Below are 20,652 nucleotides of genomic sequence, written 5' to 3' on the forward strand. Positions count from 1 at the left end.
CTTCTCAGTCGCGCCCGTGGCGGCCGGACTTACGGCTTCTCCTTGGGCTTCCGCGCCGCCTCTGTCTCCAGTCCTTTGTCGCCCTGTTCTTCCATCCACTGGTCGAGTTCGGCGCGCAGTTCGGCCAGGGGTTCTGCGGCTTTTGGATCCTGGGCGAGGTTGTGCAGCTCATCTGGATCCTCAACCAGATCGTACAATTCCTCCGCGGGCCGGACATGGTAGCGTTTTACGATGGCGGCGGCCTTGGGATCCTGCCGCGCGGCGGCTTCCCATGAGGTCCAGTAGCTGCGTCCATCGCCGCCCTGGGCCTTGTCGATGTGAGAGGTGAATTCCGTGTCCGGTTTTAGATTGCGGATGTACTTCCAGAATCGGGTGCGCACGGAGCGCGTGGGGTACTCGTTCATCTTCCCGTCGCCGCTGTGCGTGGTGAAGATGTGTTCGCGTACCCGGACGTAATTTCCCGAGAGGGCGGGGAGGAGCGACTTGCCGCTCAGGGTGCCCTCCGGGGGTAGCGCCGCTCCAGCGGCTTCCAGGCAGGTGGGCAGGATGTCCACCCAACTCACCAGGACATCCGAAGTGGAACCTGGAGCCACTTTTCCCGGCCACACGACGAGGAACGGAGTGCGGATGCCAGCGTCATAGCAGTTCCATTTTCCAAAGGGAAACTGCGCTCCGTGATCGGCGGTGAAGATGAAGAGGGTGTTTTCGCCGAGCAGCTTGCGCGCGGCGTCGTACACCACACCCAGGTCATGATCCGCGTTGCTCACGGCTTCTGCATATTTCGCACGCGCCTGGTGGGTCTCAGGTGTGTTTACCTGGGATGCGGGCAGGGTAGCCTCGCCGGGCTTGTAGCTGGTCTTCTCCGGCCACGGCACGTGAGGCCAGTTGGTGCCGACCATGAGACACAGTGGCTTGTCCTGTTTGTCTTTTTCTTTCTGCCGATTTTCCAACCACGAGACGGCAGCGGTGATGCAGTCGTCCTCGTGGTACTTGAAGTGGCTGGCGTGGTCGAATCCGTACTCCTGCACCTGCGCGTAGTGCGCGACCTTGCCGATGGCGGCAGTTTCGTAGCCGGCTTCCTTGAACCATGCAGGCCACTTCTTGTGCTGCGGATCCGGGCGCTGGTGGTTGAACATGGAGCCATTCCGCGCGGGATAGAGACCGGTGAGCAGCGCGGCGCGGCTCGGCGCGCAGGAAGGCGACGCCACGAACGCGAGCGGGAAGTTCATCCCATCCTTCGCGATGCGCTCCATGTTCGGCGTGCGAATGCCGCTCTTCGCATTGTAGATGGAGCAGTCGCCCCAGCTCAGGTCATCGGCGAGAAAGACGACGATGTTTGGCTTCGATGCACGTGCTGAGGCAACGCTGGAGACCAGGCACAGCAGGACAAGCAGGAAACGACGCGTCATCATGTTCAGGACTTTGGCTCGTCATTTTTCAACGGCAAGACCCAGATGTTCCGGTAGCGCACGGGGTTCAGGTGATCCTGCAGGGTGATGTCGCCTTCCATGGTGCGGGTGTCGAGTTCCACCTTGTCATGTACCACCACGCCATTGTGCTTCACCGTGAGGCGAGCCTTGCGGACCACCTTGCCGTTTTCCACCTTCGCGCGCTCGGCGATGATGTCGTAGCTCTGCCATTCGCCAGGTTTCTTGGAGGCATTCACCGCGGGCGGGTAGTTGCCGTAGAGTGCCGCAGCCTGGCCATCCGCGTACGTCTCGTTTTCGTAGGAATCGAGCACTTGAATCTCCGGAAAGCCTCCGAGATACACGCCGCTGTTGCCGCGACCCTGACCCTTGCCCACGATTTCAGCAGGCGTGGCCCACTCGATGTGCAGATGCACGTCACCCTTGATGGTCTCTTTGGATTTCAGTGAGCCGGCGCGTCCGACGATTTCCGCATAACCATCCTGCACTTTCCATTTCGGTGCCTCGCTCTGGTCGGGCGAATCTTTGCGCGGTGAGCCCTTCCATTGGGAGAGGTCCTTTCCATTGAAAAGCACTTTCGCACCTTGGGGTGGTGGCACGGGCTGACCATCATACTTCGGCTCCACCACGGATGGCTTCGGGCGGGTCATGCTGTGCACCTCCCATTTTCCGTCGGGAGTCATGCGCTTTTCTTTTTCCTTCTCGTTGGGTTTCTTCGCCTCGGCTGTCGGACTGGGAGCCTGCGCGTAGGTAACACCTGAGATAAAGCCGATGCATGCGATGCCGAGCATGCTGCAGGAGAATTTCAAAGCTGGAGATGCATGCCTTTTCATATCGGCACTATCAACGCTGTGCTCCACGAAAAAAAATCATCAACATGACGGCTAGGCTACGATGCTGCATGCGGTTCGCGTGTCGCTTCGCGACACAACTGAGTGGTGCGGCGACCCGGCCTTGAAAGGCCGGGCTAAGACACGGACGTCGCTCCGCGACTAAGCTTCCGGAGAAAAGGAACTGCCTACCAGGCTTCAGCTCCCCTTCTCAAACCGCACGCAGAACACCGGCGGCAACTCCGCGCTGAGGCGCGTCCATGAGTCGCCACTGTCCTCGCTGATCCATACGGAACCAGTAGTGGAGCCCATGGCGAGGGTGCGGCCATCTGGAGATACATCCAGGCAGTGGCGGTAGATGAGGTGGTAGGCGTGCTCCTGCGGCAGTCCTTTGCGCAGGGGTTCGAAGGTCTTGCCGTCATCTTGGGTGCGCATCACGCACAGCGCGCCATCTACGGGCACGCGCATTTCATCCTTCACGCCGGGCACGAACCACGCGGTCTCCGGCTTCTGCGGATGCACCGCCACGGCGAAACCGAAGACGGCGGGGTTCCCGTTGTCAAAGCGTTGCCAGGTGTGGCCGCCGTCCTTGGAGCGGTAGATGCCGCAATGATGCTGCATCCAGACAGTATTGGGATCGGTGACACAGGCGTCGATGCGGTGAGGATCCTGGGAATCCCAATCTTCCTCCTGACCGGGAGGCATGAAGTCTGCAACGAGTCCCTTGCCATAGCGATCCCATGTTTCGCCACCATCGAGGGTCTCCCACACGCCTCCGCAGGAGATGGCGAGGACCACACGCTTGCTGTTGCGGGGATCCACGCAGATGGAATGGATGCCGGGCCAATCGTAGCCACCGCCGAACCACTTGGCTCGCTCGGGGCGGTTCCACAGACTCTCCACCAGGTTCCAGCTGGCTCCGCCATCGGTGGACTTGAAGAGACCACCGGGGATTGTCCCACACCATAATACACCCGGCTCATCTGCGCCGCCGGCTTCCAGCGACCAGATCTTTTCCAGGTTCCACGGCACCGGCGTCTGGCGCATCGGACAGAGAATGTCGGGAGTCCCTTCCGGCTTGGGTGGGTAGGTAGGGCAGGCGCGCTCCTCCCACGTGGCACCGCTGTCGGAGGACGTGTGTATCTTTGTGCCGAAGTGGCCGTGCTCAACGGCGGCGTGGAGTTTGCTGTCCCGCGCATCCGGCAGCAGCATGGGCACCTGCACGCCGAGGAAAGAGCTGTGCGCCACCTTCCAGCCTTTGCCATTCTTCTCGATGGCGAAGTGTCCCTTGCGTGTGCCGAGATGAAGTGTCGTGCTCATGGGGGGCGGTTGTGGGTGTGTTGGTTCAGCCGCCCGAAAGGGCCTGCATGATGAAGATCTCCGAGTCTGGCTGCACGGAATCGGAGAGCGTGCGCCGGTCTTTGATGGCGGCGCCGTCCACGAACACCACCACGTGATGCCGCACGGCCCCTTGATCATCTAGAAGGTAGCTGCGCAGACCGGGTTGTTTCGCAAAGACGGCCTGGAGAGACTCACCGACCGTCGCGCCCTCCACCCGGCAGGCTTGCGCCGAGGTCTGACTTGCGAGATTCGGAGTGAACTCCACCAGAGGCATCAAGAGGAAGGCTATCGGGAGGTCTGGAATTGCACAAGACTGCAGGCGTGAACTTTTCACCCCGCCGGCCTGCCAGGGCTGGACGGTTTGCATTTTTCCATCGGATGTTCCATGATGGCGCCGATGTTCCTTCCCGGCAAATCGACCGCCGCCATCCTGCTGATGCTGCTGCTCCAGTGCGGTGCTGCGGTGTGCCTGTCTGCGGAAATGCGTTCCTTCACCAGCAAGGATGGATTCACCACGAAGGCAGAGTTCGTCAGTGTGAAGGGCGACTACGTCACACTGAAGCGTGAGGACGGGCAGGAAATCACGGTGAAGGTGGATGTCTTTGCGCGGGTGGATATTGATTACATCCGCGAGCAGGCAGTGAAAGCAGGCGTGCCCATCACGGGCCTGCTGGTTCCTCCTCCGGTGGAGACGCTGGTGGTGGAAGCACACATCGACGGTCCCTCGGAGTTCCGTGTGAAAAAGGGCGCGGTGTATTGGATCAATGGTCCGAATGCCAAGCCAGGACGGCACGACGGGAAAAACCTGCCCACGTATCTCAATGGCAAGGAGTGGAAGCCTGTGTGGCAGATCCCGGACAAGGATCGCGGACGCGATACCTGCGCTGAGGAAGCCGTGTCGGGCATCGATCCGAATGCTTTCACGTTCACGCTGATCTCCGTGGGCGAGACACGCGAAGCAACCGGCATCGAGAAGCGTGACGGGATTGAGGTGAGCACGAAGGAGGGAGAACTCGCGATTCGTATTCCGGATTCCCAGGGGGGGTCACGGTGGTACAAGTTCGAGCTCAGGAAGGTGAAGAAGTAGCAACTCCCCGCGTGGGATGAGTGCTGGCCAGCAGTGCCGGACTTTGCTCAGTGGTGCGTTCACCCACCAGGGGCACATACCACTTTGACTGGAGTGCTGGCGTCGTCTCCCTGACGAAGCGGGTGACCAGCGAAAGGTAGTGCTCGGGAGTGGGCTGCATGAGGCGGAACTCCCAGCTTCCGGGCTTGTCTTCCACTTCGGCGGGACATCCGAAGTGAATGGTGTGGCCGTTCACAAAGAAGCTGAGCTTCTCCACCGGTAGATTGAGGCCGAGTCCACGAGCCTTGGTGAATGCCTCCTTCAGCGTCCAGAGTGAGAGGAATTGCTTCCGCTGTACCGCCGCAGACGCGGACTGAAAGCGAGCGAGCTCCGAAGGAGACATGATCCGCGGCGCGAGCGTGGCCGTGTCGAGGTTCCTGCTTTCCGCTTCTGCATCAACACCGACATCGGCATTGCTGGCCACCACGCAAGCCGCGAGCCCGTGTGTGTGTGTGAGACTGAAATGCATGCCGGGCGCTCCGTCTTCCTGCATGATGCGCGGGCGTCCGTAGGCATTCGTCTCGAAGCGCCACGCGGCGGGATGGACGGATACATCCGCAGCGAAATCTGAGAGCGCCGTGCGCACTAGAGCGTGGGAGACCAGGAACAGGCGCGCATCCCGCTCGAACTTGAAGCGGGCATGACGCGCTTTTTCTTCCTCGTCGAGCAGGTCGTGGCAGCGGGCCAGATGATCGGGATCGGTCACCCAATGAGGGCGGCACAGGTACAGATGCATGCGCTCGCCGCCTTCGCTCATCGGCGGCTTTCAGCCTGCACTTTCTCGAACTCCTTGCGGGCGAAGGAGCTCAACTGCTCCATGCTGGCGTTGGGATTCTGCTCGCGATACTGGCGCATCGTGTCACGGAACTTGTCCCGCACATTGTCGGGAAGGGAGTAGTATTTCTCACGACCGTCATCTCCCAGCAGGGAGGAGGTGCGAAAGCGCGGATCGTAGCCACCGGGAGGGCCTCCTGGGGGAGGCGGACCACCGGGGGGACCCTGGCTGGGTGGAGCGGGTTTCTTCGCGCCGGGAGTGAGTTGGTCTTCACCGTAGCGCACGGTCACGATCTCCGCGCCCAACATGATTTTCACCTCGGCGCGTTGCAGGTTTTTGCTGGCGTTGGTTTCCGCGAGCTTCCAGCCTTGGGCATTGGGCTCTTCGGACACGACAAAACTCTGCTTCGTTTCCCGGTTCAGAATCGTAGCCACGGGCTTGCCCTCCACATACGCGATACCGGTGAGCGCGAGGGAATCCGAAAGGTTCAGCGTGCGGGTGAAAGGTGGATTCGTCACCAGCGACTGCACATCCTGAGCATCGACGGGTTGCGGCAGTTCGGGATCGGCCGACTTGGCGGCGGTTGTTGGAGGTGCCGGCGCGGTGGGAGCCTCGGCCAATGCGGCGAAGGGTGCTCCCAGGCAGAGCATCAAGGCTGTGGCGGTGTGTCGTGGGTCAGGCATCCCAATACCTCCAGGTGAATGGTACGGCCCCATCATGCGGAGTTCCCGGCGCCCTGTAAAGCACAATGGCGGCACAGGGCGACGGTCCCGTCTGGCTTATCGATATCGCGTGAGTGTTTCCAGAAACTCCCTCGCCGTGGCGTGCGCGGGTGCTGCGAAGAAGCCGTGGGCAGGCGCGGATTCCACCACCTTGCCCTGCTCCAGGAAAAGCACCCAATCGGCCACTTGTTTGGCAAAGGAGATCTCATGAGTGGAGAGCACAATGCGCTGGCCGCCCTCCGCGAGTTCGCGAATGAGGTCCAGCACATCCTGCGTCATCACGGGATCGAGCGCGGAGGTGGGCTCATCCAGCAGCAGGAGCTTGGGGCCGGGAGCGATGGCGCGCGCCAGGGCCACGCGTTGCTGCTGGCCGCCGCTGAGTTCTGAAGGGCGCTTCTCCACGTGCGCGGCAAGACCGAAACGGTCGAGCACTTCCAATGCCGTGGTGCGTGCGGCGTCCGGGGATTTGTCATGCACCTCACGCAGGGGCAGGGCCACATTCTCCAGCGCGGTCAGATGCGGAAAGAGATTGAAGTTCTGAAACACGAACCCATTCACGCGGCGCTGGCGCAGCGTGGCCTGCTCCGTCCATTCCAGCACGCGATCCTGCACGCGCACTTCGCCGGAATCCGGAACCAGCAGGGATCCCAGCACACGGAGCAGGGTGCTCTTGCCGCTGCCCGAGGCTCCAATGAGGACGAGGCACCCGGTGTCCGCCGGCACCGTGAAGGTGGCGCCGTCCAGCGCGGAGTGCACGCCGTAGCGTTTCACGATGGAGCGGCCTTCGAGTTTCATGGGGGAAAGATCTAAGTGTTCAGGCACTCTCCATCTCACGTCTCATACTTGTACCGCTCCTCGAGCCTTCTCGCCCACCACGAGATGGGAAGGGTGAGCACGAGGTAGAGCACGGCGAGGGGCACATAACCTTCCAGCGCGGTGTAGGCTTGGGCATTCGCGGAGCGCACGGCCTGGGTGAGTTCCTGCACGGCGATGACAGAGAGCAGGGAGGAATCTTTTACCAGGGACACGAGCTGTCCTGCGGTGCCGGGAAGGGCGCGGCGCAGGGCCTGGGGGAAGATGACGTAACGCCACGTCTGGTAGCGGTCAAAACCGACAGCCCGCGCCGCTTCGATCTGCGAGGCACCGATAGATTCCCACGCACCGCGGAAAATCTCCGCGAGATACGCACCTTCGAAGAGCGCGAGCAGCACAATCGCGACGGGAAGGGCCTGGTTGATTTTGAAGGCATTCGCCACGCCGTAGTAGCCCAGCAACAGAAGCACCAGCAGCGGCGTGCCACGCACGAGCTCCACGATGGCGCGCGAGAGTTGCCGCACGGGAATGAAGGGACTGCGCTGCCCGAGCATCAGCGCCATGCCGATGATGATGCTGCCTACCAGCGCCACCGCGGCAACCAGCACGGTGGTGCCCCAGCCTTTGAGAATCAGGATGCGCCGCAGCCAGATGGCATCCCACTGCCAGCGGTACTGGATGATGGTGAATACACCATACACCACCAAGATACATACCACGCTGAGTACCACGGCCCATGCCAGTTCGCGCAGGGGCTGGCGTCGGGCGGAGGGGGCATTCATGTGGTGGACGTGCGGTGTATTGCCCCGACCGCGAGCTCTGGTCAATCAGGGATTGCCGTCATGCAGAGCGGGTGCAGGCATGGCCACGGTCATGGAGTTGCGCTCAATGCCGCGACGCGGGTTCATCCGCGTTGCGAGCAGGAACTTCTCCAAGCCTGCAGCCACGGCAGTGGCAAGTTTCTCCTGGTGTGCTTCATCCTGGAGGCGGCGCGCCTCGTCCGTATTCGTCAGGTAGCCACACTCAATGAGGACGGCGGGGCACTCTGTGTGCATCACCACGAGGTAGTTGCTGTCGCGCGTGCCGCGGTCCTCCGAGCCAGTCGCCTTGCGGATGTCGTGGTGCAGGATGTCCGCCAGCCACTGGCTGCGTTTGTCACGGATATTTTCCTCCTTGGGCACGCCCAGGCGCTCGCGCAGGCGCATCATGTCCCCGAGGCGTTTGCGGGAGCAGTAGTAGGTCTCCAGCCCGGAAGTCTCTCCAGAGTTGGCGTCGGCATTCAGATGGATGCTCACAAAGGCATCCGGTTGGTGGCGGTTTGCGAAGTCAGTCCGCTTCTCCAGCGAAACGTAGGTGTCGTCCCGGCGAGTCAGCACGGTGCGAATGCCTGCGGCGGCGAGGTGCTTTTCCAACCGCTTGGTGATGGCGAGCGACAGATTCTTTTCCAGGATGCCCTCTCCCTGCGTGCCGCCGTCCACCCCGCCGTGCCCAGCATCCAGCACCACGGTGAATTCATGCATCGCGCGGCTCTCATCCGTGGGCACGTAAGTCAGTGCGGCGGTTTGCTTTGCCCAGATGGAGGGGATCTGCATGAGGCAGATCACCGCCCCGGCGTAGGCGGCATAGGCGGCTGCATAGCGGATGGCCAGGCCCAAGCTCATAACTCGAATCAACGGAGAAAATAAACCAACGCTCAACAGGTATGAAATTTCCAGTGGATTTAATGGTAAATGTTATTAAATTGCGGGCATGCGCACGCTTTTTTCGAAGAGCGGGGGCGGCATTGCCCTCACAAGACTCCTGCTGGGTGGTTTGCTGTTCACGGCGTGCACTGCCAGTGACGTGGTTTTTGCGGCTGCCGCCACGCCCACATCCAAAGGAAAGCCGCAGACCCCGGCACCCGCCTATGTAGAGCACAAGGTGACCCGTGGAGAGACGCTCTGGCGTGTCGCGCAGAAGCACAAGACCAGTGTGGGCGCCATCATGGACTACAACCGCATGCCCAACGAGACGGTGCGGGAAGGCATGACGCTGCGCATTCCCACCGCCCAGGCGAAGGACACCAGCGCTCCGCGCCAGCAAATCCATGTCGTGAAGAGCCGGGAAACCTTTTGGAGCATCGCGGATGACTACAAGATTTCCCCCAAAGCCCTGGCCCAGGCGAATCCGAACGTGAATCCCAACAAGATTCATGAAGACATGGAATTGGTGATTCCCGTGGATGAGCGTCCGGAGATTCCCGCTTCCGGATCTGGAGCGGCATCTGCCTCTGCGCCAGCTCCTACGTCTGGGGCTTCCGGTGCACCCGTGCAGTCCGGCATGGTGGCGCACAAGGTGGATGACAACGAGACTTACTACTCCATCGCCAAGCGCTACGGCGTCACCATGGAAGCCATGGTGGCGGCCAATCCCCAGGTGAAACCTGAACGTCTCCGGCCGGGCATGACGGTGCAGGTGCCGATGAAGACCTCTCCTTCCCGCCCGACTCCTCAAAGCACACCTCCCTCAGGCGGGTCCGGTGCGGGAACTAGCTCGCCCAGCTTGGCGGCTAGCGCGTCTCCACGCACCTACAAGATTCGCGAAGGCGATACCATGGGAGGCATCGCCCAGAGGTATGGGGTGACGGAGACTGCGTTGCTCAAGGAGAACAAGCTCGCCGCCAGCGATCCCTTTTATGTGGATGATGTGCTGAAGATTCCCGCCGCCAGTGGCCAGACCACAGCGCGTGCCAATAGCGGGAACAACAAGACCGTGACGCAGCCGGGAGAAAAAACTGGCAGTACACCTGCGCCGCCGTCCCGCCAACAGCAGCAGTCAGCGCCCGCTTCCGAAGACAAAGGCAAGGAGAAGGGCAAGAAGGGTTCCGTTCCCTCCTACATTGTCAGTGCGGGAGAGGATATCGGCACCATTTGCGATGCCTTTGGCATCACGCGTCAGCAGCTTCTGGACTACAACCACCTTCCCGCGAATGCGCGGCTGAAAACCGGGGATGAAATCATGATCCCGAAGTCGCGATAGTAAGCGACTGGGAACGTGCCGGGTGGAATACGCCGACAAGACGCTGTTCCACCCCGCGAAGCATTGTCACTGCCCTGCTGTTTGTGTCGTATTCTTTGCTCTTGGATCCAGGGCCATCCAGGTGCTTTCGGACCAGTAGCTCCCATCCCATCGTGTGGGTTGCGGGCGGATATAGAAAGAGTTCCGGTCGAACAAGACGAGGGGTGCATAGCGAGGGCCCGCTTCGGAGATTGTCAGCAGCCGTTGGGCGCCGTTTGCGCCTTCGGTAGGTTCCAGAAGGTATTCAGTGTTATCCAGCCGGACCACCACCCAGGCATGGCCGCCGCCTCCAGGTCCTAAGAGAAGGCCCAGTGCCACGCGCGCATCGAAACCGCGGGCGAGCAGCCAATCTGTCAGTAGGATGGCGGAATCCTCACAGTCACCGCGACCAAGCTTCTCGGTCTCGCGGGCGGTTTGCCAGATCTCCCTGGCAGGACCGCCTTTACTGCTGTGCTGGATGGAACCGATATCCGTCGTGTACCGGCAGCCCGCGGTGACAGTTTGCCAGATGGTCATGAGTTCGACCCGCCGCGAGGGGTCGTTGAGATGCTTCACGGGCGGCTTGTAGCCTTCCAGGAACTCATTCACATAGCGATAGCGTCCATCCATTCCGGGCGCGACCATGGCGTAGATGCGCGAGCAGCGCGTACACTGCAGACCCAGGACGTATCCCTGCTTGGCAGCTCTGCAGGCCTGGAGCTTTCCACAGAGGACGCAATGGCTGGCATAAAGCATTTCCGGATTGTCGTTGAGAGCCTCGAGAGTGAAGGGCGGCAGGCGCTGACCCACCACCACACACGCGTGCAAGCCAAAGTTACCGGGAGTGGGACGGACAATCACGGCAAGGTGGGTGTAGCCATTGCCTCCGATTTCGGACCACTTTTCTAGCCCGCTGAAGACTTCCTCTTCAGTGGGCGCCGACTTGTGCATGACCGCCATGTGTTGGTACTGCGGAAAGGCCTCCCGCGCGTTTTGGATTAGCGTATCCATGTCCGGCGCTTCCAGGTCGGCGTGCTCTCGGAGCCACTTTTGGAGTTCGTCATCGACCCCGAATTCCCCGACCGTTTTCATTTGCTGGGCGATCACGAGTCGCCTGGCCAGAGTCTTCTCCAGATTTGAGGTCGCCTGAGCGCCACCCGCGTACAGTTGCATCCACGTCTCCACGCTTCCAAGCATGTTCGTACGCCAGCCCATTACCAGAAGGGCTGCGGCTAGGGCAAAAATCAAGAATCGCATTATTGCGATAATAAACGGCAGCGGCTGCCTGTCCGCAACTCCTTAGGGTTGAGTCTTAGGAAAACGCCGAAAAATCCGAATCCTCGCTTCCGCAATTTTTTGGCAACCTGCTCCGCGAGTTTGTGTTAAATTGGTATTCACCCGAACCGCTCCATGACAGCTGGCATGGGGAGGGGCGTTGTCAGAGGCAGACCAGCTCAACCTCAAGCATGTTCCCGTTATGCCGCAGGTTGCTTCGCCGCTGTTGTCCATCCTGCTTGAGGCCAGAGAACTCCTGGCCCGGCCGGGGAATGAATTTGCCTGGTCCAAGTGGAAATCAGCCGCGGAAGCTCTGGCGGAAATCGACCGCCACATCGCGATTGTGGACCAGGGGCAGCCGCTGGAAAAATTCCGCCTGAACCTCCTTTTCGCTCCGACCGGCAGCATCCAGGAAGTGAGCATGAGCAGCGGGTGGAGCCGGCATTTCATGGACCTGGCCACCCGCTTCGATGATGTGATGGAGCGCGGCTGACTGACCACCCGAGTGCGTGCAGTCAGCCGGGAGATCACCACGTGTAGTGCACGGTGTAGGTGACCGTCTTCTCCTCATCCGGCTTCAAAGAGACGCGGTACTCGATGGTTTGGGCGTCCTTCTTGGTGAAGGGGAGTGCAGGCTGGCGGATTTCCCAGTTCACCCAGCGGAAGAGGTGCTCCACCACGCGGATTTCCACAGGTTCCTTCTTGTGGTTGCGCACCTTGATTTCAAAAGATTCATCCAGCCAGTGGTTGGAGCTGTCGATCTTGAAGTCCGTGCGACGGCGTTCGCCCACCAGGTCGAAGGCATTGCCCGTGTTCACGCGGATGAACTCGTCCTTGGGGGTGTGATCGATGAGGTCTTCACCTACAAACTGCAGCCGGCCGTCCTCGTCGTCGCGGCGGTAGAAGCGCACGCGGCCCTTGGGCAGGGCCATGCCCAGCTTGTTCTGCTCGGAGTTCTTGAACTCGCGCATCACCCACACCTTGGCCTGGCTTTCACTGCCGAAGTCCTCGCGCTGGCGCAGGTAGACCATGCTCTGACCGCGCCATTGATTCGGGTCGATGTAGAGACCGTCATAGACATAGATGCGCTTGGATTTCATCTCGGAAGCGCGGACAAACTCCACCTGCTTCGTTTCGCGATCATGCAGCGTTGTCGCGAGGGGGAGCGTGTAGAGGTGATACTCGTCGAAGGACTTTTCGCTGACTTGAGGAGCCATCGGTTGATTGGCCTTCATGGCGCCTGCGAACGATCCGTTCATCGCGTAGCCGTTCATATCCATCCTTGGGTCCACAATCTTTGCCACGTCGCCCGCGACGAGTTGGATCTTTGCATCACGGAAGTTTTTGCCGCTCTGGTTGTCCATGGTGACCCAGCCGGTGATGTCGAGGTCATCGCTCTTCTCCGGGGAGATCACGTTGTAGCTCGCGTCCCAACTCATGCCGCCGGTGACGTAGGAGAGTTCGGCATTGAGCTTCGCCACCTTGTCCGAGTGGAGGTGCCAGGCGAGCGTAGGTTTCAGGATGGTGTCATCCGCGAGGGCAGGAAAACGGGGCTGGCCGGGCAGGGTGAACTGGAGCTGGCCCTCAACCTCGATGATGGGTGACATGGCGGTGCTGCCATAAGACAGGGCCATCTGGTTTTGATAGAAGAGCTGCCCATAGCGCCGCATCGCATTGGCATTGTGAGGCACGTAACCGCTCCGAATGACCTTGCCCTTCACCACGCGGTCGGGCTTGTTCTCCTCGCGCACAAAGAACTCGATCTCCTTGCCCTCATGCATGGAGAGCAGCAGCGCCTCGCTGATGGGATCGGCGCGATAGTTCTGCTCCAGGATGGTGAGCTTGGTATTCCCTGCCGGGTCGCGCAGCATCACGGAGTCGGGCTCCACATGCGCCGTGGTGTCGGTGAACTGAATGCGGTTCTCGCCCTGCTGGAGGTCGAGCGGCACCGAGTCGCGTACAACAGCGAAACTCTGGTTGTAGATGGTGAGCGAGGTGTCGGCGAAGACCGCGGCCACGGAGAAGGGGAGCAGCGCGGCGTACAAAAGGGAGCGTGAGAGCGGGTTCATACAGCGAGCATAACGGCCGCTGCGCCATCCCATTGTAAATTGAGTGCAAAGACAATTCCCCCAAAGGGATTTGCACTGCTCAGCTGTTCTTGCTCATGCTCGTGCTTTTAATCTTGCTCCTCAGTTTCCTGATTCACGAGAAAGAGCAGGGGTATGAGCAAGAAGGGAGGGGGACATGTCAGCCACTGCGGCTCTCATTCTCGCGTGTGCTGGCATCAGTCACCCGCATGATTCTTGTGCGATGCACCGCGTAGAGCTGGGTACCGTCATTCGTCTTCGGGATGCGGGCGCCGCTGGCCCAGGGGGAGAAGGCGGGGAGCACCCAGCATTCTGGCGAGGTCTCTGCCTCATCACCCGGGAAATCAAAGCGCGCCTGCATGAAAGCGGGCATCTTCAGTCGCAGGCCAGCGCCATCGGAGAAAAGATAGGCGGGATGCAGGTGTCCCGTGATGTGGATGCAGTGCCGCTCCTCCGGGGCGAGCCAGCCGTACATTTCCGCCATGCGGTGGCCGTGGTGGAAGTAGAAGCCCTCCTCCATGTGGCTTTCCACAAATCCAGATTTACGCCGCAGCACGGGGGCATCGTGATTCCCCATGATGCAGATGAGCTCACACACCTTGGAAAGCCGGTCCACGAGGGTCAGCGTCTCGTCCACCGAGCCGCTGCCGTCCATGACATCCCCCACCAGAATGACCCGCTCAGGCTGGTAGTGGGTGATGAGCTCGCGCATGCGCTGCTCCACGGTATCCATGCCCCACAGGGGGTAGAGACCGCCGTGGCGGTTGCGGTTCAGCTCATAGCCAAAATGCAGGTCAGACACCGCCAGCCAGCGCTGGGACTCGTGCCAGAGGGCGAGCCGGCTGTCGAGCCAGACCTCGGATGCCACCTTTACAGTGGCAAATGAGGTAGTACTGGCTACAGATGCGATCCCGCTCACGCGGGCATATTTGAATAATACCCATGCAAGGACAAGAACAATCCGAAAGCGAACTGCTCCAAAACCGCCGCGAAAAGCTCGAAGCTCTTCGCGCCAAGGGCATTGATCCCTTTGGCGCCCGGTTTGAAACGACCCACCAGCCCGGAGCGCTTCGAAAAGAGTTCGTGCCGGATCTTTCCGTGCAGATTGCAGGCCGCATCACGGCCCGCCGCACCATGGGCAAGGCGGTATTCTTTGATCTCTCCGACTTCACGGGGCGCATCCAGTGCTACATCAACAAGAAGGAAGTGGGTGACGATGTCTTCGTGCTCATCACCGAACTGCTCGACATCGGCGACTGGCTGGGCGTCGTGGGCAAGACCTTCGTGACCAAGACGGGCGAGCCCAGCGTGCAGGTGGAAACCATGCAGGTGCAGGGTAAGTCGCTGCGCCCGCTGCCGGACAAGTACCACGGCGTGCAGGATCGTGAGATCAAATACCGCCAGCGCTACCTCGACCTCATTTCGAATGCCAAGAGCCGCGACACCTTCGTGACCCGCAGCCTCATCATCGCGGAAATGCGCCGCTGGATGCAGGACCGTGGCTTCCTGGAAGTGGAAACGCCGATGATGCAGGACGTGCCCGGGGGCGCGGCTGCGAAGCCCTTCGAGACCTTCTTCCATGCGCTGAACCAGCCCATGTACCTGCGCATTGCGCCGGAGCTTTTCCTGAAGCGCCTGCTCGTGGGCGGCTTTACGAAGATCTTCGAGATGAACCGGAACTTCCGCAACGAAGGTCTTAGCCGTCGTCACAACCCGGAGTTCACCATGTTGGAGGCGTATTGGGCCTTCTCCGACTTCGAGCAGATGGCGGACCTCGTGGAGAGCCTCGTGTGCCATCTCGCGGAGAAGTTCTGCGGCACCCTGCTCATCGAGCACAAGGATGAAGAGGGCAATGTGACCCGCACCATCAATCTCGCGCGTCCGTGGAAGCGCACGCCGTTCCGCGATTTGATCCGCGGGGTGGCGGGAGAAAACTGGTTCGACCTCACCACGGATGAGAAGAAGGCCCGCTGCGCCGAACTTGGCGTGGAAGTGAGCCCGCAGATGGAGGACTACGAGATCAGCCAGCAGGTGTTTGAGAAGCTCATCGAAGAGAAGAGCTTCGACCCGCTCTTCGTCACGCATGTGCCGAAGGAACTCGTGCCGCTCGCCAAGCAGAACACCTCCGACGACAGCGTGGTGGATGTGTATGAGTTGGTGATCAACGGCGTGGAAATCTCGCCTGGCTACAGCGAGCTGAACGATCCCATCGTGCAGCGCGATCGCCTCGAGCATCAGGCCGGCGAAGAAACGCAGAAGCTGGATGAAGAGTTCCTCCTCGCCCTCGAATACGGCATGCCCTCGGCAGGCGGCATCGGGATTGGCATCGATCGTCTCGTGATGATGCTCACGGGTGCGGAGAGCATTCGTGACGTGGTGCTGTTCCCGCAGTTGAAGAGGAAGTAGCTCTTCGGCAATCTTGGCGGTGCCATTGCCCTTGAGCGATGCACCGCCTTCAAGGAGTGGGGGCATTCCTGCCCCCATTTTGCGTTCCATCACCCCTGATGCATCCAGTCAGCCGAGGTTAGTCCTTCACGAAGACTTGCCTACCGTCGCTCAGCAAAGAGCTTGGCCAGATCGCTTTCGTAAAGGGTATATTCCCCTTCACGGAGCTTTGCCTTTTCGGGATTCCTTCGAATATAGCGGACACAACTCGCGAAGTGATCGCCGTCACGAACCAGACGATCAAAGTAGTCATCCTGCCACAATTTTCCTGAGCGCTGCATCAGCCGATTGATTGCCCAAGTCGACGTTCCCTTCCACGGTCCGATCAATTCCTTCAGGGAGATGTCCACGTGAACGGTGGCCAGAATGTGGACATGGTTAGGCATCAACACCCAAGCGTGATGCACATACCGTTCTCCATCGAATTTGGTAATGACCTCCTGCACCAAGCGCCTTCGTGCGAAGTCTCTGAGTAGGCATTCACCGTGACCCGCATCGAGCCATGCATCGATGCGAGCGCTGAAGCGTAGATGGTATTCTCTTTCGGTTTTGGCGTCCCAAGGCTTTGGATGGTGGTTTAGCCAGATTTTTCTTTCTTCGAGCCACTGCCGACGCAGGCTTGCGGGAACGGCATCTGAGAGGCGATAGGTAATGAAGTAGGTGGCGCTTGGCTGGTTCCAGTGAGGCAGGCGGTTTGCGGACTTTTCCGTGTTGGCGAACGGGTTGAAGTAGACGAGGTCCTCCTCCTTCATGAATGGAGGTTGTCTCGATAGATACTCAAATCAAGTTTTAGATCGCGGAGCTTGGCGGCCTAAATGGGGCAGGAATGCCCCACTCCTTGAAGTGCTAGCCACGTTTTGTGGCGGGATGTCATTCAGTAAGTTGCCAAGAAAAATTCTTGTTTCCCGTAGTGCCCATGACTGCGCTTTTCCAAAGCTTGCTAAAAACCGCGCGTTCCTGATAGCCTTTCCAAAATTTACGGTCGGTTTACATACCGCACCGCGTGTTTCCGCTACGCTCCCCCCAACGATATGACACGTCGCAGCTTTCCCGTCATCGTAGCTTCCCTGCTGGGTCTCGTCTTTGCTCTTGTGGTGCAAGGGCAAACTCCCGGAGTTCCCGAGGCTGTACCTGCACCTGTGCCCGCGGCTCCTGTACCAACTCCAACGCCCCCCGCTGTTACTCCGCCTCCCAACGCGTCATCTCCTGCGGCTTCGTCATCGAATACTCCTGCTGCTGCCCCACCGGCGGAGGCTCCTCCTCGGTTTGAGCGACCTCCACTTCCGAGGAACGTCTTCACTGGCCCGCTTCAGTCACCACCCGAACCGGCTCCATCGATAACCACAGCTCCGACCCCGACTCCGCCGCGACCCGAGCCCGTGATTCGCGAACGCGAGCGTACTATTTATGTGCCCTATGAGGAACTTGAGAAGGTCTTCACAGATGACGGCAAGGGCGTCTTCCTCCCCTACAAGGAATTTCTCGAGCTCTGGCAGGAGCTGAATCTCAAGCGGGCGAAGGATGAAACGAAACCGCCGCAGGAAGGCGTGGTGTCGCGTGCTGAATACACCGGAAGCGTGGAGGGTGATGTGCTCACTATCGACGCGAAGATCACGGTGGAGTCCTTCAAGGATGGCTGGCTCACGATTCCGCTCTCGCGTGGCGTGAACCTTCCCGGTGTGACTGATGTCGATGCGGGCAAGGCCACCTTGTCGAGCAAACCGGAGGGTTATGATCTCATCGTTCCTGACAAGGGCGTGTATGAGCTCAAGATGAAGCTGCATGCGGGCATCGGCCGCAGTGGTGGGAAGTCCCGGCTCGTGTTGGCGCTGCCCTCGGCAGCAGTGTCCCGCTTCACGGCGACGGTTCCGGGAAATGGATGGGACTTTGAGGTGAATCCGGCGGCGGCCTTCACTTCGCGCCCTGCCGGAGATAAGACGGAATTGTCCTTCTTCTTTGGCAGCGGTTCCAAATTCGATGTTGCGTGGAGCAAGCCGGAAGCGGCGGTGGCATTGAAGCCGCTGATCCTCGCTTCCAACAAGGTGACCAGCGAAGTGCGCGGTGGCTCGCTTGCGACGAATGCGGCGATCGACCTGCGCATCCTGCGCGCACCGGTGAGTGAGTTTGTCATCAGCATTCCCGCAGGACAGTCCGTGCTCTCCGTGACGGGGGATGATGTGAAGGAGTGGAAACTGGATGGTGCGGATGCTCCTGCGGGTGGCGCGCCGCAGAAGTTGACCATCGTGCTCAATGAACCTGCCAAGGAGAAGTGGGCTGGGACGGTGTCCCTGGAAGTGCCTCTGCCAAAACTTCCGGCGGATGCTCCTGTGCCACTCATTCAGATCACCGGCGCGGCGCAGGACCGTGGTGATCTCACCGTGGTGGCTGAGCCGCAGTTGGATGTGATTCCGAAAACGGGAGAGGGACTCATTCAACAGACTGCTGCCGGAGATGCTGCTGCCGGGCTGGTAAATGTGACCGGCTATCGTTATCTGAAACATCCCGCGCAGCTTTCCTTGTCCGTGAGCGAAGCGAAGCCGCAGGTGGACGTGGAGAGTCGCACAACTTTCACCGTAGAGCGCGACCGCAGCCGCCTGGAGACGGTATTCAACTATCAGGTGCGGCGTGTGGGCATCTTCGATGCGAGGGTGCAGCTTCCTGCTGGATGGACCGGTTGGGAAGTGGTGGGCGTCAACGCGGATGCCTGGACGGTGGAGAAGAGTGGAAACGTCGAGACGCTTGCCTTGAAGTTTCCGAAGCAGACGCTCGGCTCCACCAGCTTCACCGTGCGAGGCCAGCAACTCCGCGCGAATGCCACGGACGACGCCACGGTGCCGGTCTTCACTCCGCAGAACGTGGCGCGCCATGACGCGAAGATTGGTGTTTCCGTGCACTCCAGCCTGGAGGTGAATACCAAGGACCGCGGCTCACTCAGCCTCGAGGATGTGAATGCCCTGAGAGCGGTGATGACGCAGTATCCCAATGACCCTGAACCGCAGCAGCAACTGGCGAGAGTGTCGCCTCCCACGGAGGTGATGCTGGCCTTCCGCCACCGGGATGCGGTGCAGACGCCGGCGACGCTTTCCTTCAAACCGCGCCCGCCGCAGGTGAATGTGCAGGTGCTCACGCTCGCGCAGGTGAAGGAGCAATCCACGCTGCACCAGTGGACACTGGTCTTTGATGTGGGGTACGCAGCCATCGACAAATTCATTCTCGCTGTGCCCAAGGCCGTGGCGGGAGACATCCGCCTTGTGGATCCACAGGTGAAGGAGATTCGCAAGGATTACCAGGCTCCGGCAAATGCCGCGCAGCCGCCCCTGCCGAATGCAGAGGCGTATGCGCTCTGGGAAGTGGTACTGCGCAGTGAGCGGATGGGGCAGTTCACCCTCTCCCTCAGTCATGAGCAGCCGGGCACCGGGGCGCAGTCAGTTGCGGTGGATCTGCTGCAGGTGCATGTGCCGGGCGCCTTCCAGGAGACAGGACAGGTCGCCGTGCTCAAGGACGACAACCTGGAGATCGTGAAATCCACGGCGGAGAGCATGGAGGAAATCGATCCGCGTGAATTGAGCAACAGCCTGCAGCGCTCGGGTGTGTTCCTGGCCTACAAGTACAAGGCGCAGCCGCTCAGTCTGAAGCTGGAGATCGCCCGCAATGCCTACATCAGTGTGCCGCAGGCAGTGATCACGCACGCGGTGCTCACCTCTGCAGTGGCCACGGATCGCGCGCAGACCACCGAAGCCATCTACTGGGTGAAGAACAACGCGCAGCAGTTCCTTACCGTGCGACTGCCGAAAACGGCGAGGCTGGTGAGTGATGTCTTCGTGAAAGGCCAGACACAGCAGCCCATGAAGCGTGAAGGCGCGGATGATCTGCTGATTCGCCTGCCTTCGGATGCTGCTTCGCGCCGCGCGGCGTTCCCCGTGCGTTTTGTGTATGAAGTGCCCAGCGAAAAAGCCGGGGAGAAAATCGGCTGGTGGGGTGGCATTCACATCGATCCTCCCGCCCTGCTCGATGTGACCAAGGTGCTGGAGGCGCATCACGCGCTCTACCTGCCCGAGAGTCATGACTATACCGGGTTCACGGGTCCCATGACGTTGAGTGTGCGTGACCGCGGCTGGATGCGCTTCCGCAGCATGGTGAATGCGCTGGTGCCTGCCTTTGGACCTTCCCTCACGCAGAGTTCGGGAGATTGGAACACCGTGCCCGCGATTCCCCCGGATCAGAAGGCGGCGTTCGATTTCCAGGTTCCCACTCAGGGGCGCAATGTGGTGCTGCATCGCCTGGGTGAGCCGGCGGCCATCGATGTCTCCTTCCGGTCTCGTGGCTTCTCTTATTTCCTGGAAGGGGTGATGTTCTTTGTGGTGCTCGCGCTTGGCGTGGCGCGGTGGAAGGCGCCGCTGCGTGAGAAGTTCCGCTACCTGCTCATCTTTGGATTGGGCGGCATCCTGCTCACCGGAATCCTGAGCCCTGCCAATGGACAGGTGGCCAAGGGGTCCGTCTTTGCCGCAGGCATCATGGCAGTGGCCTGGACGGTCTGTGGATTTTTCCGTGGGGTGAAGAACTGGATGCAACGACCGAAGCATCGTCCGCCGCCCCTCGGTGGTGGTGGTGGCAGCGGTGGTCCACCGAATCCGGGTGGAGGTAGTCCCAAGCCGGAAAGTCCGGAACTCGTGACTGCGAAGGTGCCGGTGCATCCTCCGGTTTCTGAACCTGCAATCACCGCCCGGACGACCAGCCCTCCCGGCGGTGGCAATGAGGTGAAATGAAGTGATCTG

The 20,652-nt window shown here is 60.5% G+C and carries 18 protein-coding genes; 5 read left to right on the forward strand and 13 right to left on the reverse strand.

Going from position 1 to position 20,652, the window contains the following annotated elements; translation table 11 throughout:
* Positions 1-29 precede the first annotated feature (29 nt).
* The 4 genes from G5S37_RS04155 to G5S37_RS04170 all read right to left on the reverse strand — a co-directional run bounded on the left by G5S37_RS04155 (position 30) and on the right by G5S37_RS04170 (position 3,872).
* Complete coding sequence (locus tag G5S37_RS04155; RefSeq protein ID WP_165201137.1) at positions 30-1,412, reverse strand: sulfatase; 1,383 nt, start codon at positions 1,410-1,412, stop codon at positions 30-32.
* 2 nt (positions 1,413-1,414) lie between these two features.
* Positions 1,415-2,218 carry a DUF1080 domain-containing protein gene (locus G5S37_RS04160; RefSeq protein WP_165201139.1) on the reverse strand — a complete coding sequence of 268 codons (804 nt, stop codon included), beginning with the start codon at positions 2,216-2,218 and terminating at the stop codon, positions 1,415-1,417.
* A gap of 237 nt (positions 2,219-2,455) precedes the next feature.
* Complete coding sequence (locus G5S37_RS04165) at positions 2,456-3,577, reverse strand: exo-alpha-sialidase (protein WP_165201141.1); 1,122 nt, start codon at positions 3,575-3,577, stop codon at positions 2,456-2,458.
* A 25-nt stretch (positions 3,578-3,602) separates the two neighbouring features.
* Entirely contained in the window at positions 3,603-3,872 is a 270-nt protein-coding gene (locus G5S37_RS04170) for a MoaD/ThiS family protein (RefSeq protein ID WP_165211335.1), read from the reverse strand.
* Between the two features lie 123 nt (positions 3,873-3,995).
* Here G5S37_RS04170 and G5S37_RS04175 point away from each other — a divergent pair, with 123 nt between their 5' ends.
* Positions 3,996-4,685, forward strand: coding sequence for a hypothetical protein (locus tag G5S37_RS04175; RefSeq protein WP_165201143.1), 690 nt, complete (start codon positions 3,996-3,998; stop codon positions 4,683-4,685).
* Here G5S37_RS04175 and G5S37_RS04180 read toward each other — a convergent pair.
* The 5 genes from G5S37_RS04180 to G5S37_RS04200 form a co-directional block, all read right to left on the reverse strand.
* On the reverse strand, positions 4,666-5,460 hold the full coding sequence (locus G5S37_RS04180) for a 4'-phosphopantetheinyl transferase superfamily protein (protein WP_165201147.1): 795 nt from the start codon (positions 5,458-5,460) through the stop codon (positions 4,666-4,668). The two genes, G5S37_RS04175 and G5S37_RS04180, sit on opposite strands and share 20 nt — an antisense overlap.
* 17 nt (positions 5,461-5,477) lie before the next feature.
* Positions 5,478-6,182 (reverse strand): hypothetical protein, encoded by a 705-nt coding sequence (locus G5S37_RS04185; protein WP_165201149.1) that lies wholly within the window; start codon positions 6,180-6,182, stop codon positions 5,478-5,480.
* A 96-nt stretch (positions 6,183-6,278) separates the two neighbouring features.
* Positions 6,279-7,016: an amino acid ABC transporter ATP-binding protein gene (locus G5S37_RS04190; RefSeq protein ID WP_165201151.1), complete on the reverse strand. Its 738-nt coding sequence runs from the start codon at positions 7,014-7,016 to the stop codon at positions 6,279-6,281.
* 35 nt (positions 7,017-7,051) lie between these two features.
* Positions 7,052-7,816, reverse strand: coding sequence for an amino acid ABC transporter permease (locus G5S37_RS04195; protein WP_165201153.1), 765 nt, complete (start codon positions 7,814-7,816; stop codon positions 7,052-7,054).
* Between the two features lie 45 nt (positions 7,817-7,861).
* Positions 7,862-8,695 carry an N-acetylmuramoyl-L-alanine amidase gene (locus G5S37_RS04200; RefSeq protein WP_165201155.1) on the reverse strand — a complete coding sequence of 278 codons (834 nt, stop codon included), beginning with the start codon at positions 8,693-8,695 and terminating at the stop codon, positions 7,862-7,864.
* A gap of 88 nt (positions 8,696-8,783) precedes the next feature.
* Here G5S37_RS04200 and G5S37_RS04205 point away from each other — a divergent pair, with 88 nt between their 5' ends.
* Positions 8,784-10,052, forward strand: coding sequence for a LysM peptidoglycan-binding domain-containing protein (locus G5S37_RS04205; RefSeq protein WP_165201157.1), 1,269 nt, complete (start codon positions 8,784-8,786; stop codon positions 10,050-10,052).
* 66 nt (positions 10,053-10,118) lie between these two features.
* Here G5S37_RS04205 and G5S37_RS04210 read toward each other — a convergent pair whose 3' ends face one another.
* Positions 10,119-11,243, reverse strand: a complete 1,125-nt coding sequence (locus tag G5S37_RS04210; protein WP_165201159.1) for a transglutaminase domain-containing protein — start codon at positions 11,241-11,243, stop codon at positions 10,119-10,121.
* Positions 11,244-11,547: 304 nt separating this feature from the next.
* On the opposite strand from G5S37_RS04210, the gene G5S37_RS04215 reads away from it, so the two are divergent.
* Positions 11,548-11,838, forward strand: a complete 291-nt coding sequence (locus G5S37_RS04215; protein WP_165201161.1) for a hypothetical protein — start codon at positions 11,548-11,550, stop codon at positions 11,836-11,838.
* 34 nt (positions 11,839-11,872) lie between these two features.
* Here G5S37_RS04215 and G5S37_RS04220 read toward each other — a convergent pair whose 3' ends face one another.
* Both G5S37_RS04220 and G5S37_RS04225 read right to left on the reverse strand, forming a co-directional pair.
* The gene (locus G5S37_RS04220; RefSeq protein ID WP_165201163.1) at positions 11,873-13,414 is read right to left on the reverse strand and encodes a hypothetical protein; all 1,542 of its coding nucleotides are present in this window, start codon (positions 13,412-13,414) and stop codon (positions 11,873-11,875) included.
* 178 nt (positions 13,415-13,592) lie between these two features.
* Entirely contained in the window at positions 13,593-14,300 is a 708-nt protein-coding gene (locus tag G5S37_RS04225; RefSeq protein ID WP_165201165.1) for a metallophosphoesterase, read from the reverse strand.
* 74 nt (positions 14,301-14,374) lie between these two features.
* Here G5S37_RS04225 and lysS point away from each other — a divergent pair, with 74 nt between their 5' ends.
* Positions 14,375-15,838, forward strand: a complete 1,464-nt coding sequence (lysS, locus tag G5S37_RS04230; protein WP_165201166.1) for a lysine--tRNA ligase — start codon at positions 14,375-14,377, stop codon at positions 15,836-15,838.
* Between the two features lie 140 nt (positions 15,839-15,978).
* Here the strand turns inward: lysS and G5S37_RS04235 are convergent, their stop codons facing one another.
* On the reverse strand, positions 15,979-16,629 hold the full coding sequence (locus tag G5S37_RS04235) for a transposase (RefSeq protein ID WP_165201168.1): 651 nt from the start codon (positions 16,627-16,629) through the stop codon (positions 15,979-15,981).
* A 627-nt stretch (positions 16,630-17,256) separates the two neighbouring features.
* Here G5S37_RS04235 and G5S37_RS04240 point away from each other — a divergent pair.
* Positions 17,257-20,643, forward strand: coding sequence for a hypothetical protein (locus tag G5S37_RS04240; protein WP_165201170.1), 3,387 nt, complete (start codon positions 17,257-17,259; stop codon positions 20,641-20,643).
* Positions 20,644-20,652 lie beyond the last annotated feature (9 nt).

Origin of the sequence: Roseimicrobium sp. ORNL1 (genome assembly GCF_011044495.1) — a bacterium.
Lineage (GTDB): Bacteria > Verrucomicrobiota > Verrucomicrobiia > Verrucomicrobiales > Verrucomicrobiaceae > Roseimicrobium.

Excerpts from the sequence above, each read along its gene's own strand:
- G5S37_RS04155 (WP_165201137.1), bottom strand. The coding sequence starts at position 1,412 with ATGATGACGCGTCGTTTCCTGCTTGTCCTGCTGTGCCTGGTCTCCAGC.
- G5S37_RS04160 (WP_165201139.1), bottom strand. The coding sequence starts at position 2,218 with ATGCTCGGCATCGCATGCATCGGCTTTATCTCAGGTGTTACCTACGCG.
- G5S37_RS04165 (WP_165201141.1), bottom strand. The coding sequence starts at position 3,577 with ATGAGCACGACACTTCATCTCGGCACACGCAAGGGACACTTCGCCATC.
- G5S37_RS04170 (WP_165211335.1), bottom strand. The coding sequence starts at position 3,872 with ATGCCTCTGGTGGAGTTCACTCCGAATCTCGCAAGTCAGACCTCGGCG.
- G5S37_RS04175 (WP_165201143.1), top strand. The coding sequence starts at position 3,996 with ATGTTCCTTCCCGGCAAATCGACCGCCGCCATCCTGCTGATGCTGCTG.
- G5S37_RS04180 (WP_165201147.1), bottom strand. The coding sequence starts at position 5,460 with ATGCATCTGTACCTGTGCCGCCCTCATTGGGTGACCGATCCCGATCAT.
- G5S37_RS04185 (WP_165201149.1), bottom strand. The coding sequence starts at position 6,182 with ATGCCTGACCCACGACACACCGCCACAGCCTTGATGCTCTGCCTGGGA.
- G5S37_RS04190 (WP_165201151.1), bottom strand. The coding sequence starts at position 7,016 with ATGAAACTCGAAGGCCGCTCCATCGTGAAACGCTACGGCGTGCACTCC.
- G5S37_RS04195 (WP_165201153.1), bottom strand. The coding sequence starts at position 7,816 with ATGAATGCCCCCTCCGCCCGACGCCAGCCCCTGCGCGAACTGGCATGG.
- G5S37_RS04200 (WP_165201155.1), bottom strand. The coding sequence starts at position 8,695 with ATGAGCTTGGGCCTGGCCATCCGCTATGCAGCCGCCTATGCCGCCTAC.
- G5S37_RS04205 (WP_165201157.1), top strand. The coding sequence starts at position 8,784 with ATGCGCACGCTTTTTTCGAAGAGCGGGGGCGGCATTGCCCTCACAAGA.
- G5S37_RS04210 (WP_165201159.1), bottom strand. The coding sequence starts at position 11,243 with ATGCAACTGTACGCGGGTGGCGCTCAGGCGACCTCAAATCTGGAGAAG.
- G5S37_RS04215 (WP_165201161.1), top strand. The coding sequence starts at position 11,548 with ATGCCGCAGGTTGCTTCGCCGCTGTTGTCCATCCTGCTTGAGGCCAGA.
- G5S37_RS04220 (WP_165201163.1), bottom strand. The coding sequence starts at position 13,414 with ATGAACCCGCTCTCACGCTCCCTTTTGTACGCCGCGCTGCTCCCCTTC.
- lysS (WP_165201166.1), top strand. The coding sequence starts at position 14,375 with ATGCAAGGACAAGAACAATCCGAAAGCGAACTGCTCCAAAACCGCCGC.
- G5S37_RS04235 (WP_165201168.1), bottom strand. The coding sequence starts at position 16,629 with ATGAAGGAGGAGGACCTCGTCTACTTCAACCCGTTCGCCAACACGGAA.